Below are 14,803 nucleotides of genomic sequence, written 5' to 3'. Positions count from 1 at the left end.
CCTGACGGCCTGGCTCACTCACGACGAAGGTGGACACGAAGATCGCCTCCAACCTGATGATCAGGGCGTGGAGTTCGAACGGATACGCTTATTGATCACCCAGAAACCGATCAATTCCAGAGTACAAAGAATCTAGATCGCGAACCAAGCCGTGTGCAGGTAGACGAACTGCATGGCCCCGGCGAAGGCGCTGATCGCGTCCGCGACTCGATCCTAGGACGTGCCGTCATCACCCCCCAAGGGTGATTCCGTCGTCAACCTGAACGGGACGCTCGGCATTGCCTCATTCGCCACGGTGCCCCCTCATTTTCCCACCCAGCAACATGAGGCTGATCGGGTGACGATGGACATGTACGGACGTGACCACGCTGCTCCCTGGAGGAGGCAGAAGCCATGACACATCCTTCCGAATCCTCTGGCCCCGTTCCGCCACGCGGCACCGAACCACCAGAGGGTCGCCTGACCGAAGGCATGTCCGCTCTGGCGAACATGGGCTGGCAGATCCTGCTCACCATGGGCCTCGCCACCATCGCCCTGGGCGTCATAGCCCTGGTCTGGCCGGGTGAGACGCTCCGCGTCGTCGGGGTGCTGTTCGGTGTCTACCTGCTGGCCACCGGTGTCTTCCAACTCGCCGCCGCATTCGGCACCCACGTCCCCCGGCATCTTCGTGTACTGCACTTCATCACCGGTGCCGCCTCCGTCCTGCTGGGACTGATCTGCTTCCGGGGCCCCCTGGAGTCGGTCTTTCTGCTCGCCCTGTGGATCGGCTTCAGCTGGCTGATGCGAGGCACCCTGGAGACGGTCGCTGCGGCCTCCGATCAGGCCATGCCCGCCCGCGGCTGGCACGTGGCCTTCGGCATCATCGGCACCATGGCCGGCATCGTGATGATCATCATGCCGTTCGCCTCCATCGCGACACTCACCCTGGTAGTGGGCGTCATGGCCATAGTTCTGGGCCTGACCGAGGTGGTACGCGCCGTCATGACACGCGTCGAGATCGGCCATCTGGCTGCCGGCACGCCCACCCAGCGGCGCCCCCTCTTCCACGCACGTCCGCACCCCCAGCACTGATTGGAGGGCGGATCGGCCGGACGCTGAGGTGTTCGGTCAGCTCGACGACCAGGGCCCGCTCCCATGCTGCCCGTGGGCGGAGTCGTCGACCTGGGCCGACTCCTCGCTGTGCTCGTGGCGGCCGGTTTCCATGCCGCGGTCATTCGGAATCGTCGGACCGGTCGGCCTTCTGGGGGCTGTTGTCTGCCCGCAGCGGCAGCCCCGGCGGCCGGCCGCTGCGGTGGGTCCAGATGTCTTTGAGGACGATTTGGATGATGCCGGTGACGGGAATCGCCAGGAGGGCACCAAGGATCCCGGCGACTTCGGCGGCGATCAGGATGGCCAGCAGCACGGTGAGGGGGTTGAGCTTCACCGTCCGGGACAGGATGACCGGTTGCAGGAGGTGGTTTTCGGCCTGCTGATAGACGATGAAGAAGACGATGGCTCCGATGCCGGCCGGCAGGGAGTGGACGAACGCCACTGCGGAGGCGACGACAGCTCCTATGGTGGCTCCCACCAGGGGAATGAGGTCGGTCAGGGCGACGAAGAGGGCCAGCAGGCCGGCGAACGGCACTCCGGAAACCAGGAGCATGACGTAGGTCAGGAGCCCGCAGATGACGCTGATCAGCAAGTTTCCGGTCAGGTAGCCGTTGACGGTACGGGCGCACGCGGCTCCGACGCGGCGTATCCGGGCCGCTGGCGCCTCGTCCACGAGGGTCAGCGACCGATCTATGGCCTTGGGGCCTTCCAGCACCATCAGATAGGCCAGGACGAAAATGGTGAGAGCGCCTGCCGCGGTGCTCGCGGCACTGCGGATGAACTTCAAGGCAGGCGTGCTCAGTCCGGTCGCGAACGCGCGGATCTGCGCCCGATGCTGATGGACATACCGCAGAGCGTGCGTCCGCTCCAGCAGGTTACCGACTGGCCCGCGGCCGGCCTGGGCGTCCCTGATCATCGCGGGCAGACGACCGGCGAACCGGCTTCCCTCCTGGGCCAGGGGGATGACGAACAGGGCGACCACCGCGCCGACGGCCGCGGCCGCAGCCAGGAAGACCAGCAAGGTGGCCACCGACCGTCGGCACCGCGGCACCCGTCGCTGCAGCGCTTCGACCGCTGGATGAAGTGAGACGGCCAAGAACACCGCGATGACCGCCCAGATCAAGACCCGGCGAGCCTGGACCACCAGCTCGAGTAGGCCATAGGTGGCGAGCACCAGGCCGATGGTGGCGAGGATGGTTCGCACCGGAACCGGACGCGTCGCCATGGTCATCGGGTGCCCAGCCCCAGTCACGGGAAAACGACAAGACCTCCTCGCCGGGTGTTCCCGCGCTGACGCACTTGACGGCCTCTGGCACGGGCTGCGGCGGGTCGCACCTCGAGCCGCCAGGTAAGTGGACGGAGACAACCGGCGGATGCCTCGGCCGTCCCCAAGGGAACGCTCTCGGGGCAGCCGTGTCCGGCTATGGCGGTGCTGTTGCCAGGTGCGGCTGTGCACGCCGGGCCGCAAGCTGATGCCGTAGGTCGGAACGGTCGAAGGAAGTGTCATGGTTGCGGTGGCCGCAGGTGCAATCACCGGACCGTCGGTCCGGCGGGGGGCGGCGCTGTCAGCTGCGGGCGTGATCGCGGCAGTCCTGTTGCCGCCAGTGGTGTGCGCAGGGCTGACGCATGCGGCTTTCGGGGACGCACCGTGACCGAGAAGGCGTCGCGGCTGACGACCGGCGCACGGCGGCCCTATCTGATCGTGAATCCGCGTTCGGGGGGAGGGAAAGCAAGCCGGTTCCGCATCGCGGAACGAGCACGTGGGTTCGGAGCTCAGGTGTTCCTGATCGATCATTCCCGGCCCCAGGACCTGGCGACTGTCGCCCGACGTGCCGTGGATGACGGTGCGGATCTACTGGGGGTGGCCGGCGGAGACGGTACGCAGGCGCTTGTCGCCGAGGTGGCCGCGGAGAGCGGCCTGCCCTTCCTGGTCATTCCGGCGGGTACCCGCAACCACTTCGCGATGGATCTCGGTCTGGACCGTGAGGACCCTTCGGCCGCGCTGGAGGCCCTCACGGACGGCGTCGAGCTGCACGTGGATCTGGGATACGCAGGCCAGCGGGTCTTCGTCAACAACGTGTCGTTCGGCGCCTATGCCGCCCTGGTACAGGACCCCGCCTATCGGGACGACAAACTCGGCACGGCAGTGCGCATCCTTCCGGATTTCCTGGCCCGCCATGAGGGACCGGAGCTGGTGGTGCGCGCAGGGCCGCTCACCGTTGACGGGCCGGATGCCGTGCTGGTGAGCAACAACCCTTACCAGGTGGATGACCCCGCCGGGCTCGGCAGGCGTGCACACCTCGACTCCGGCCTGCTGGGAGTACTGGCCGCCAGGGCGGAGACGCCGGCCGAGACGGCCGTCAGGCTTCGCAGCGGCCAACCGCACGGCTTCACCCGTCTCGCCACGCCCGACGACGTCATCGTGCACGCCGACGTCCCCGTCCTCCCCGCCGGACTGGACGGCGAAGCCGTCAGCCTGCCGACTCCCGTGCGGTGCCGCATCAGTCCTCGGGCGCTGCGGGTATGGGTTCCCCGGCATCGTCCCGGCACCGGGACCTCCGGGCGACTGCGAGGTCGGCCCGCCGACCGGCGGGTGGTCTGAGACTCCGGCGAGCCGTCTCCCGTAGCCGCGGACCCCCGTAATGGAAGCCAGAGACATGGACGCTCACCGATAGAGGGCCCAAGCCGTTCGTGCCCTGGTCGGCGAAGGACAGCCGGTAACGCGGGCCGCGAGGCCGTCCGCTGATGTCGGTCACGAGTGGGCGAGAAGCCAACTTACTGTCAGCCCGTCCAGGTCAGGTTGAGCTCCGGTTCGGACGAAGCCATCCGGCAGTGATCGGGTCCTGCCGTTGTGCCGGGATCAATGGGACGGATGCGCAATGCCGTCCCGGACGGGGGTCTGACTCATGAGATCTATGACCGAAGTGTCCAGTCACAGGCTTGTCGACCGTCGTTGCGGGATGGTGTCTGCAGCCACCGAGCCACAGGGCGTGTCTCAATAGGGGCCTTGCCGAGTTTCCGGCGCCATCACGGTTCAGACCGCCCGGGCAGGCCGGTGCCGTCCGCCCAGCACGTCACCACGCGGGAGGCCAACCATCATGACGACCAGACAGCACAGCACCTCCTCCAGCACGGATCCTCCCGTTCGGGGTGAGGTCGTTCTGGGCGTGGACACGCACGGCGAGGTGCATGTCGCCGCCGTGATCTCCCTGCTCGGGAAGACCTTGGGGACCGAGTCTTTTCCGGCGACGGCGGCCGGCTACCGGCAGCTGCTGGTGTGGGCCCGTAAGCGGGGTACGGTGCGTCGGGCCGGTGTGGAGGGCACCGGCACCTTCGGCGCGGGGCTGTCCCGCTACCTGCTGGCGCAGCAGATCCAGGTGTTCGAAGTGAACCGGCCCGACCGGTCGGCCCGCCGGCTGCTGGGGAAGTCGGACCCGCTCGACGCGCAGGCCGCCGCGCGGGCCGTGCTCAGTGGCCGCGCCCGGGCCCGGGCCAAGTCCGGCGACGGTCCGGTGCACAGTACCCGATTGTTCAAGCTCGCCAAGGACTCCGCGGTCAAGGCCCGCACCCAGGCGATCAACCAGCTCAAGGCCGTCCTGGTCATCGCTGACCCCGCCCTGCGAGAACAGCTGTCCAGCCTGGGCAATGCCGAGCTGTATCGAACCTGCGCGCGCCTCGCCCCGCACGACGGTGAGGGAGACGAGGACGCGGTGACCCAGGCCACCCACCTGACGTTGCAGATGCTCGCCGAGCGCATCGAGCAGCTCACCGGGCAGATCGACGAGCTGAACCAACGCCTGACCCGGCTCGTCGAACGCCACGTCCCACAGTTACTCGAACCGGTGGGCATCGGTCCGGACAGCGCCGTCACGCTCCTGATCACCATGGGAGACAACCCCGAGCGGCTGAACACGGAGGCATCCTTTGCTGCCCTTTGCGGAGTCAGCCCCGTCGAGTATTCGTCGGGCCGTCGGAGCACGCGCCGGCTCCACTACGGCGGCGACCGCCAGGCGAACGCGGCCCTGCACCGCATCGTCTTCACCCGCCTGCGCCACGACCCGCGCACCCGGGCGTACTACGAACGCCGCACCCAGGAGGGCAAGACCCGACGCGAGATCATCCGATGCCTCAAGCGATATGCCGCCCGCGAGGTGTTCAACCTGGTCAGACCGGTTGCCCGCACACCCGCGTTATAGGGGCGTCCGTGAGACGTGAGAGGGTCTGGGGCGTGAGTGAGACACCACCGAACACCCTGCAATACCGCTTTGACGGGCCAGAAGACGCTCCGGTCCTGATCTTGGGTCCCTCACTGGGTACCACATGGCACATGTCGTAGAAGCCGTCCAGGGTCGTCCATCCAGTCCCATGCGGGCACGTATGTTCAGTTTCGCGATCCTGTGCGGGGAGGGTGTCCACGGGGTCTGTGATTCGCGCGTGACACCTGACTGCACGACTTAGCTTGGCGTTTAACCTCGGCCGTTCACCTGACCCGCTGATCTTGGTTCGTTCTCGGGACAGCAGGACGGCCGTTCTTCACGCTTCGAGGTGTCGAGCAACGTCGCGTGAAGGAACGGCCGCTGGTGAAGAGTCTCGCCGCTGAACAGTCCACTGACGCCGCGTCGGGCGTCCTGTCCCACTTTCGTGTCGAGTTCTACGACTGCCTCTACACCCGGGCGGATGCGCTCTTCGAGCTCACCGACGCGGTGCTGTGCTCGGACGGCCCGGTGACGTCGTTGGCCGAGTTGACGCTCACGGCCGAGCACCGGCGCGGGCACGGGGCGATGTACGACGCGTTCAACCACGGCTGGCTGGAACCGCGCCGCCTACGCAGGCTGCTTGCCTCCACGCCGCTACCGCGCGCCGCCGACGGGCGGATCGTCCTTGCCGGGCTCGAAGGGCAGGCCGAAGCCGGCCTCCGTCAGCAGTTTGGTGCCGAGGGCCAGACCGAGGTGGTAACGGCCGTGCGTCGCGGCCTGGGCGGTCTGGGCCTGGCTGGAGACGAGCAGTGGGTGCCGGCCGAAGACGGGGATCGCGGAGGTGCCCACCTGCAGTCCGGGCACCGCGCGCCCGACGATCGCGGCGAGCTGGGGTGAGTCCGCGCCGAAGGTCTGGCCGAACCAGGCCGACCGCAGACCGGCGGCCGCGGCCTCCTGGGCCAGCCGCACGGTGGCGTCGACCTGATTCGGGGCGTCGGACGCGTTGAGCGCTACTGCTGCAACAGTCATGCCAGTCAGAACGGGCGCCGGCCGGCCCCGCATTCCGGTCCGCGTGTGACAGCTTCTTGTCAGTCATGTGTCCAGTTGCCGTGCCGCCCCCCGGTCTCCAGGGCTGCGCAATGCCACGGCGTCCGGGCGGATCGGACCGCGTGCCGGGATGGAGGGGTTCGTCGGCCGTTGGCAGGCCGCCCCGGGCTGCACTCGGTGCGCAGTGCTTTTCCTCGTCGGCGGCCTGCGGAGGTGGCCATCAGGGCCGGGGATCACATGCTGCTTGGATCACCGCTGTTTCCATGGGCGCGCAGTTGAAGGTCCCGACGTCCCGTTGCAGCGCGGGCCGGGAGGATCGCTCCCGGCCGCGCGCTGTCGGTCGGTGGTCGGCCGCCGGTCGTCAGCCGAGCAGCTTGCTCGCCGGCGTCGCGGCGTTGTACGAGCCCCAGCCGGTGGTGAAGTCCCAGCCGGTGGCCGCCGAGTAGGCGCCGTTGCTACCGCTGGTGATGTCGTGGAAACCGGTGCCGCTCGCCGAGTACAGGGCGGGGTTGGCGAAGCCGAGGCGGGCCTTGCCGGCCGCCGCGGCCTGCTGGTTGTAGAGGGCCGCGAAGGCCGCCCACTCCGGGGCGGCGGCGCTGGTGCCGCCCACCGAGGACCAGGAGCCCTGCGAGTAGATGGAGACGCCGGGGCTGGGGTTGGCGTGGGTCGAGACGTCCGGGACCTGGCGGTAGCCGCCGCCGGCGTTCTTCTGCACCGCCGTCTGCCAGCTGGGGATCTTGAAGACGGATGACTTGCCGCCACCGCCTCCGGACCAGGCGACCTCCTTGCTCCAGGTGTTGGACGAGGTGACGGTCAGCCTGGTGCCGCCGACGCCGGTGACGTACGGGTCGCTGGCCGGGTAGTCGACGGAGGTGCCGCCGTCGCCCGCGTCGTCGGAGCCGCTGTCGCCGGAGGCCGCGTAGAAGCCGAGGCCCTGGGCGGCGCCGGCCTTGAAGACGGCGTCGACCGCGTTGATGCCGGAGGTGGTGCGGGCGCTCTCGGCGGCACCCCAGCTGATCGAGGTGGTCGGGATGCCGCTGTCGACGATGGCCTGGTACGTGTCGACCTCGCCGGCGTCGGAGTTGGGGCCCTCGAAGACGGTGACGTTCGCCTTGGGAGCGATGGCGTGCAGTACCTCGATGTCCAGCTCGACCTCGACCTGGCCGTCGCCGAGCGCGCCGGAGCCGCCGTCCACCTTCTGCACGGTCGGGGTGGGCGAACCCAGGCCGTAGTGGTTGTCGTACGTGGTGATGTTGGACTGCTGGAAGCCGTCGAACTCCAGCAGGGCGATCTTCTGGCCGCTGCCGGTGTATGTACCGGAGACGTTGTAGCCGCCCTTGAGCTGGGACGGGGTGTAGCCGCCGCCCGGCCCGTTGTGGGGGGAGACGGTGTGCGGGGTCGCCTGGTGGTGCAGCTGGAGGCGGTTGTTGAGGCCCGCCACGTCGCTGATGAGCGAGGCGATGGCCGTCGGCAGCGTGGGCGCGCTGTCGTTGGCGTAGAAGGAACGCCCTGTCCGGGCGTCCTTCCAGGTCGACAGCTTGGTGCCGAAGGCCTTCTCCAGCTGGGCGGCGGTGCCGCTGGCGTCGACCAGCAGGTTGCCCGAGTGGACCTTGCCGACGGTGAGGCCCTGCGCGTGCAGGTAGTCCTTGAGCCGCTTGATCTCCGCGTCGGTCCGGCCGAAGTGTGCCGTGAACTGGTGCTTCGTCAGGTAGTGGCCGTAGGAGCTCGAGTGCGGGTCACTGACCTTGGCGACGAAGGTGTCAAGGGCGCTGCCACCTCTGGGTGTCAGGCTGATCGCCACTGATATCCGCTTGTCGGCCGCGACGCTTCCGGTGCGGGCCGCGTTCTGCTTCAGGCCCGGCAGGACGTCTCCGGCGATGGCGGCACGGGTTGCGTGGGGCTGTGGGGCGTTCGCCGCATAGGCGGCGGGGACGGCCGCGGTGACCAGGGCCGGTGCGGCGACCAGACCGAGCAGTTTCAGACGTGACTTCACTGAAGTCCTCCGGGGAGTGGGGGAGTTGTTCCGGAAGTGGAACGGCTTCACCGTAGGAACTTCGACGCCACCGCCGCGGGCTGCGCCAGTGGCTCGCCGCGGGCCAGAACGGAAGGGTTCACCCGCCGCCGGCTGCTCACCCTGCTCACGCCGGATCGGCGTCGGCCAGTTCCAGGGTCCGTCCGGCGAAGCGCCCCGGCTGGTCGAAGGCGAGGGCCGCGAACTCGGCGATGTCCTCCGGCGCGATCATCTGGACGGGTTCGTCGGGCGGGACGATGTGCCGGTGGGCGTCCTCCACGATCGCGTCGACACCGGTACCCGACAGACCGAGGTAGTTGTCATGGAGTGCCGGGGCGCAGCGCCTTCACGCATCGGAACCGTGCGTGCAGGCAGCCCTTGAGGCGTCGCTTCCGCCAGCGGCCGGGAACCTTGTCGGCGGTCGGGGTACGCCGGGCAAGACCACATGGTTGATGCCCGCGGCGATCGCGGCGATCGGCCAGGGCACGGCCCCGGACGAACTCGGGCGCGGGGTCGCTGCCGGCCGATCCGAAGGTTACCTGCTCCACGACGACCAGCGCCGTATCGTCCAGCAGCGGCGGCAGGCTCTACGGGTCACCGAGGTCTCCGAGAACGAGTTCGACGTCCGCGTCCGCGAGCACGGTGGTGGCGGGTGCGGTCGTGTCCCGCACGGGTGCGCGGGCCGGGCGGGTCGGCCGCCGGCAGCCGTCGTGCGGTCACTCCGCCTTGCTTTCTGGTGGCGCCGGTCACGAGCACGGAGCCGTGGGCAGGGCGCTGGGCCGACCTGATGGGTGTGGTGGCGTGCGCGTGCCCTCGCTTTCATTGCCGGCCGGGGGAGTGCGTGGCGGTTCCCGCCGCCCGCCGCATGGCCGCGTTCCGAAGAGCGGAGATGGTCTCCGTGTCCGCATCGCAAGACCTGTGGGGGAAGGCATTGACCAACATGGTGGACGTCTGCTGAACTCCCGTCCCATGAACCCGCGCGTGGACCTGACCCGGCGGCGCCACATCGATCTGGCGCACGTCTCCAGCGCGTTTTGTTGTCGCTGACCCGGCAAGTGGTCCCCGGCAGCAGCCGGTGTGCGCGGTCGGCGCGCGCCGGACTCGGGCGGTGTGAAGCCGCCCGCCCTGCGATGTCTCTCCGCGGGACCGTCGTACTCACCTCCTGAGGGCTCTCCGTCTCCTCTCCTTCTCGTATGAGCCGGGAGCCTGTTCGCGCACGCCGACGCGGTCGCTGACAACGCGGCTGTAGCGGCTCAGCGACCACGCATTTTTCTCTCCGGCCCGGCCGACCTGGAGTTCCGCGTGTGGTCGATCAGACCTGCGCGGTACCAGCCACTTCACGCAGCTCCCCGATCCCCGGCACCCCTTGGTGCGCGCATCTGCCCGGGAGGGCCCCCTCATGTCTGTCTCCATCCGTAAGCTCACCGGCCGCATCGGCGCGATAGTCGAGGGCGTCGAACTCACGGCGACGCCCGACCCCTCGACGGTCACGGCGCTGCGAGACGCCCTGGGCGAGCACAAGGCGATCGTGTTCGACGACGTGCGGCTCGACAACGCCGGCCAGGAGCGGGTGGCCCGGTGGTTCGGCGAACTGACGACCGCCCATCCGAACGTGCCGGCCGCCGACGGCACGGCGAACGTGCTCGCCGTCGACAGTGAGACGTCCAAGGCCAGCGAATGGCACACGGACGTCACCTTCGTGGTCAACCCGCCCCAGCTCACCACGCTCCGGTCCGTCGTGATCCCGCCGTACGGCGGCGAGACGCTCATCGCCAACGCCGCCGCGGCCTACCGCGACCTGCCCGAACCGCTGCGCGCCCTCGCCGACACGCTGCGCGTCGTGCACACCAACCAGTACGACTACGCGCGCCCCGCGGCCACGACCGCGCAGCGGCAGGAGTACGACCGCGTCTTCGTCTCGACGCCGTACGAGGCCGAGCACCCGGTCGTGCGGGTGCACCCGCTGACCGGGGAACGGGGGCTGTTCATCGGCGGGTTCGCCAAGCGGATCGTCGGCCTGCCGGGCAGCGACTCGGCCGACCTCCTGCGCATCCTGCAGTCGTACGTGACCCGTCCGGAGAACATCCTGCGCTGGACCTGGTCCCCGAACCAGCTGCTGATCTTCGACAACCGGATCACCCAGCACTACGGGGTGGACAACTACGACGACCACCCGCGCCGCCTCAACCGGGTGACGGTAGCGGGAGAGGTACCGACCGGCGTCGACGGCCGCCGCAGCGAGCAGCTCGTCGGCGACGCCTCGCACTACAGCAACGTGTTGGCGGTGGCCGCATGACCGAGGTCCGTATCCCGGCGCCGGCCGTCGCCAAGGGGCCGGACACCGGGACGAAGAGCGCGCGGGAACGCGAGGTGTTCCTGCCGCGCGACGCCCGCCGCCGGACACCGCTCAGCACGCTCCGCGAGCGCCTGCGGTGGCCGCTGGGCATCTACACGACCCCGGTCGCGATCCTCCTCGCCTGGGAGGTTCTCGCCCGGGCTGGAGTGGTGTCGAAGACGTACGCCCCGGCGCCGACGTCGATCGTGCAGTCCGCCGCCGACCTGTGGCAACAGGGCGTGCTGGGACCTGACTTGACCATTTCGCTGCAGCGGGCCGGCATCGGTCTCGTGATCGGCCTGACGGTGGGCATCGTCACCGGGGTGCTCGGCGGGCTGCTGCGCAGCGGTGAGTACCTGTTCAACGGCGTCGTGCAGGTGCTCAACACGATCCCACTGCTGGCGGTGCTGCCGCTGATGATCGTGTGGTTCGGCATCGACGAGCTGACGAAGGTGCTGCTGATCTCCTTCGGCGCCGGCGTCCCGATGTATCTCAATCTGTTCGCGGCGATCCGCGGGGTCGACCAGCGGCTGATCGAGATGGCGCGCACGACGGGCGCGGGCACCTGGCGTCTGGTGACGCGAGTGCTGGTGCCGGGAGCCCTGCCAGGGTTTCTGGTCGGCCTGCGGTTCTCCCTCGCCTACAGCGTCCTGGGCCTCGTCGCCGCCGAAACGGTCAACGCCGACAAGGGACTCGGCTTCCTCATCACTCAGGGGCAGACCTACCTGCAGACCAACCAGGTCTTCGTGGGGCTGGTGATCTACTCGCTCCTCGGTCTGCTCGCCGACCAGTTCGTCCGGGCTCTCGAGCGGGTGCTGCTGCGGTGGCGACCCAGTTATGAGGCGTCATGAGCAACGCGATTGCGACGGAGCCCCGTCGGCAGACCGGGGTCGTCGTCGAGCAGGTGGTTCGTCGCTTCGGTGACCGGGTGGTGCTCGACCACCTCGACCTCACCATCGCCGACGAGGAACTGGTGATCCTGCTCGGACCCTCGGGCTGCGGCAAGAGCACCCTGCTGCGGCTGCTCGCCGGACTGGACCGGCCCGACGGTGGGCGCGTGGAGGTCCCGGCACGGCGTGCGATCGTCTTCCAGGCCGACCGGCTGCTGCCGTGGCAGCGGGTCCTGCGCAACGTCACGCTCGGCCTGCACGGACCCGACGGCGATCAGCGAGCCCGTGCCGTGCTCGCCGAGGTCGGACTCGCGGGCCGTGAGAAGGCCTGGCCCAAGGAGCTCTCCGGCGGTGAGGCCCAGCGCGTGTCGCTCGCCCGGGCACTGGTCTCGGAGCCCGAACTCGTGCTGCTGGACGAGCCGTTCGCGGCCCTCGACGCCATCACACGGCTGCGCATGCACGACCTGGTACGCGCGCTGCGCAGCAAGCACCACGCCGCCATGCTGCTCGTCACCCATGACGTCGACGAGGCGATCGCCCTGGCGGACCGCATCGTCGTCATGAGCAACGGCCGCATCGGCACCTCGCACGAGGTGCACCTCTCCGCCACCGACCGCGAGGCGAGCGTCGCCCGCGAGGAACTCCGCGCCCGGCTTCTGGCAGACCTCGGCCTCGCCGGCCAGCACTGACCTCCCGAACACCCTCACCCAGCACAGAAAGCACGAAAGCCCATGCGAAAGAGAACAGCCGGACTCATCGGAGCCGTCGGCTCGCTCGCCCTGGCGAGCACCCTCGCGGCCTGCGGATCCTCGTCGAACACCACCGCGCCGCCGAGCAACGCCGTCGACGCGAGCGACGCCAAGCACCCCGAGTGGAGCAAGTACACCTTCACCATCGGCGACAACGGCGGCGACGGCAGCCAGGCCCTGGCGAAGCTGACCGGCGTGTTCGACAACGCCCCCTACAAGGTCAAGTTCGCCCGCTTCACCTACGGCCCACCGCTCGTGCAGGCCGCCGCCTCGGGCGACATCGACCTCGGCAGCGTCGGCGACGTACCGCCGATCACCGGCGCCGCGAAGGAGTACGGCTTCAAGGTCGTCGCCGTCAACCGCTCGCTCACGCCCGACCAGGCCGCGGAGAACATCATCGTCCCCAAGGGCTCGAAGCTGAAGACGGCCGCCGACCTCAAGGGCAAGAGGATCGCTGTGCCGCAGGGCAGTTCGGCCCACGGCCTGGCCCTGAACGCGCTGAAAAGCGTCGGCCTCACCCCCAAGGACGTGAAGCTGGTCTTCCTCGACCCGGCGGCCGGGGCCACGGCGTTCAACACCGGAAAGGTGGACGCCTGGTCGATCTGGAACCCCCAGTCGGCGATCGCGGTCAAGAACGGCGCACGGGTCCTGGTGAAAGGCCTCCCGCCGATCGACCAGACCAGCAGCTACTACGTGGCAACCGACAAGTCGCTGAACGACAGGACAAAGCGGGCCGCTCTCACGGACGTCCTGAAGCGGCTCTCGCGCGAGTTCGCCTGGGCGGTCAAAAACCCCGACAAGTACGCACAGGCCCTCTCGCAGGAGCAGGGCATCCCGCCGGCGGATGCCAAGGCGTCCCTGGCCGCCTACTCGAACCGGGTGACCCCGATCGAGCAGTCGGACATCGAGCTGGAGCAGAAGCTCGCCGACGCCTTCCTGGAGGCGGGCCAGATCACCAAGAAGGTCGACGTCAAGTCGATCACCGACAACCTCCTTCCCGCCGGTTACGACAGCGCCAAACTGAAGGTCACCTCATGAGCGCGAGACGACGGCAGCTCCACCTCAACGCCTTCCTCATGGAAGCGGGCCACCACGAGGCCGCCTGGCGGCTCCCGCACAGCAATCCCCGGGCCGACTTCGATCTCCAGCACTGGATCGAGCTGGCGCAGCTGGCCGAGAGCGCCACGTTCGACTCACTGTTCCTCGCGGACGGCCCGGCCCTCATCGGCACCGGCGAGTTCCGGCCGCCGGGCCAGCTGGAGCCGCTGACGCTGCTGACCGCGCTGTCCCAGGCGACCAGCAGGATCGGCCTCATCGCCACCGTGTCGTCGACGTACAACGAGCCGTACAACCTCGCCCGCCGGCTCGCGTCCGTCGACCATGTCAGCGGCGGCCGCGCCGGCTGGAACATCGTCACCTCGGCCGGGGCCGACGAGGCCGCCAACTTCGGCCTCGACACCCGCCCCGACCACGCCGAACGCTACGCCCGCGCCGACGAGTTCCTGAAGGTCGCCAAGGCCTTGTGGGACAGCTGGGAGTCCGAGGCCGTCGTAGCGGACAAGGCCACCGGACGCTACGCCGACCCTGCCCGCCTGCACCGGATCGGCCACCAGGGCAGGCACTTCAAGGTGGCCGGCCCGCTCAACGTCCAGCGCCCTCCGCAGGGCTACCCGCTGCTCGTTCAGGCCGGCTCCTCGGAGGACGGCAAGGACTTCGCGGCACGGCACGCCGAGGCGATCTTCACCGCCCACACGACGTACGAGCGCGCAGCCGTCTTCTACGCCGACATCAAGGCACGGACGAGGGCCGCTGGGCGCGACCCGGACGGGGTGATCGTCCTGCCGGGCATCGTCCCGTACATCGGGTCGACCGAAGAAGAGGCCCGGGCGCTTGCGCGACAGTTCGACGACCTGCGCGTCCCGGAGTACGGGCTGCGCCAGCTGGCGGCAGTCTTCGAGACCGAGCCGACGGTCTTCCAACTCGACGAGCGCCTACCGGACTTCATTCTCGCCAGGCCGAAGCTGGAAGGCTCCCAGAGCCGCTCCGACCTGATCATCGACCTCGCGGCACGCGAACAGCTGACGGTCCGCCAGATCATCTCCCGGCTCGGCGGCGGGCGCGGTCACTTCGAGTTCGTCGGCACGCCCGAGCAGGTCGCGGACACGATCATCACCTGGTTCGAGGGCGGTGCGGCAGACGGGTTCAACATCATGGCCCCCGCCCTGCCGTCGGGCCTCGCGGCCTTCATCGACCACGTGCTGCCGATCCTCCGCAGCAAGGGGCTGTTCCGCGAGGAGTACCAGGGCACGACACTCCGCGAGCACTACGGGCTTGCGGTCCCCGCGAACCAGTTCCATGTCTGACCCGCTTCCCGGGCCTGACCCGCTTCCCGGGCCTGACCCGCTTCCCGTGGCGGACCTGATCGCGACTCCCGCCGCATCCACTTCCCGGCCGGCGGGAGCCCGCCCGTGCTGCTTTGCGTCCCA

The 14,803-nt window shown here is 69.1% G+C and carries 11 protein-coding genes and 2 pseudogenes; 9 read left to right on the top strand and 4 right to left on the bottom strand.

Features of this window, described 5'->3' with window-relative positions; all coding sequences use genetic code 11:
• The first annotated feature begins 393 nt into the window (after positions 1-393).
• On the top strand, positions 394-1,071 hold the full coding sequence (locus ACWGJ5_RS28255; RefSeq protein ID WP_453312469.1) for an HdeD family acid-resistance protein: 678 nt from the start codon (positions 394-396) through the stop codon (positions 1,069-1,071).
• A 139-nt stretch (positions 1,072-1,210) separates the two neighbouring features.
• On the opposite strand, the gene ACWGJ5_RS28250 is transcribed toward ACWGJ5_RS28255, so the two are convergent.
• Positions 1,211-2,314: an AI-2E family transporter gene (locus ACWGJ5_RS28250; protein ID WP_453312468.1), complete on the bottom strand. Its 1,104-nt coding sequence runs from the start codon at positions 2,312-2,314 to the stop codon at positions 1,211-1,213.
• Between the two features lie 198 nt (positions 2,315-2,512).
• On the opposite strand from ACWGJ5_RS28250, the gene ACWGJ5_RS28245 reads away from it, so the two are divergent.
• The 3 genes and pseudogenes from ACWGJ5_RS28245 to ACWGJ5_RS28235 all read left to right on the top strand — a co-directional run.
• Positions 2,513-3,691, top strand: coding sequence for a diacylglycerol/lipid kinase family protein (locus ACWGJ5_RS28245; RefSeq protein WP_453312467.1), 1,179 nt, complete (start codon positions 2,513-2,515; stop codon positions 3,689-3,691).
• Positions 3,692-4,187: 496 nt separating this feature from the next.
• Positions 4,188-5,285, top strand: coding sequence for an IS110 family transposase (locus tag ACWGJ5_RS28240; protein WP_453312466.1), 1,098 nt, complete (start codon positions 4,188-4,190; stop codon positions 5,283-5,285).
• 384 nt (positions 5,286-5,669) lie between these two features.
• Positions 5,670-5,975: pseudogene (locus tag ACWGJ5_RS28235) on the top strand (transposase); the annotation flags it as partial.
• 3 nt (positions 5,976-5,978) lie between these two features.
• Here the strand turns inward: ACWGJ5_RS28235 and ACWGJ5_RS28230 are convergent.
• The 3 genes and pseudogenes from ACWGJ5_RS28230 to ACWGJ5_RS28220 all read right to left on the bottom strand — a co-directional run.
• Positions 5,979-6,314 (bottom strand): annotated as a pseudogene (locus ACWGJ5_RS28230) (LLM class flavin-dependent oxidoreductase); the annotation flags it as partial.
• Between the two features lie 379 nt (positions 6,315-6,693).
• Positions 6,694-8,325: a S53 family peptidase gene (locus tag ACWGJ5_RS28225; RefSeq protein WP_453312465.1), complete on the bottom strand. Its 1,632-nt coding sequence runs from the start codon at positions 8,323-8,325 to the stop codon at positions 6,694-6,696.
• A gap of 145 nt (positions 8,326-8,470) precedes the next feature.
• Positions 8,471-8,623 (bottom strand): hypothetical protein, encoded by a 153-nt coding sequence (locus ACWGJ5_RS28220; protein WP_453312464.1) that lies wholly within the window; start codon positions 8,621-8,623, stop codon positions 8,471-8,473.
• Between the two features lie 1,119 nt (positions 8,624-9,742).
• Here ACWGJ5_RS28220 and ACWGJ5_RS28215 point away from each other — a divergent pair.
• Genes ACWGJ5_RS28215 through ACWGJ5_RS28195 form a run of 5 tightly spaced genes read left to right on the top strand, consistent with a single transcriptional unit; the run spans position 9,743 to position 14,680 of the window.
• A complete protein-coding gene (locus tag ACWGJ5_RS28215; protein ID WP_453312463.1) occupies positions 9,743-10,639 on the top strand; it encodes a TauD/TfdA dioxygenase family protein in 897 nt (298 codons plus the stop codon).
• Entirely contained in the window at positions 10,636-11,529 is an 894-nt protein-coding gene (locus tag ACWGJ5_RS28210; protein WP_453312462.1) for an ABC transporter permease, read from the top strand. Before ACWGJ5_RS28215 ends, ACWGJ5_RS28210 begins: the two co-directional genes overlap by 4 nt.
• Positions 11,526-12,257 carry an ABC transporter ATP-binding protein gene (locus tag ACWGJ5_RS28205; RefSeq protein WP_453312461.1) on the top strand — a complete coding sequence of 244 codons (732 nt, stop codon included), beginning with the start codon at positions 11,526-11,528 and terminating at the stop codon, positions 12,255-12,257. The genes ACWGJ5_RS28210 and ACWGJ5_RS28205 overlap by 4 nt, the downstream gene beginning before the upstream one ends.
• A 42-nt stretch (positions 12,258-12,299) precedes the next feature.
• Complete coding sequence (locus ACWGJ5_RS28200; protein ID WP_453312460.1) at positions 12,300-13,355, top strand: aliphatic sulfonate ABC transporter substrate-binding protein; 1,056 nt, start codon at positions 12,300-12,302, stop codon at positions 13,353-13,355.
• A complete protein-coding gene (locus tag ACWGJ5_RS28195) occupies positions 13,352-14,680 on the top strand; it encodes an LLM class flavin-dependent oxidoreductase (RefSeq protein WP_453312459.1) in 1,329 nt (442 codons plus the stop codon). Before ACWGJ5_RS28200 ends, ACWGJ5_RS28195 begins: the two co-directional genes overlap by 4 nt.
• The last annotated feature ends 123 nt before the right edge of the window (positions 14,681-14,803 follow it).

The organism is Streptomyces sp. NPDC054783, from assembly GCF_053611725.1.
Note: the sequence above shows the minus strand (reverse complement) of the source record. Positions and strands in the feature narration are given on the sequence as shown.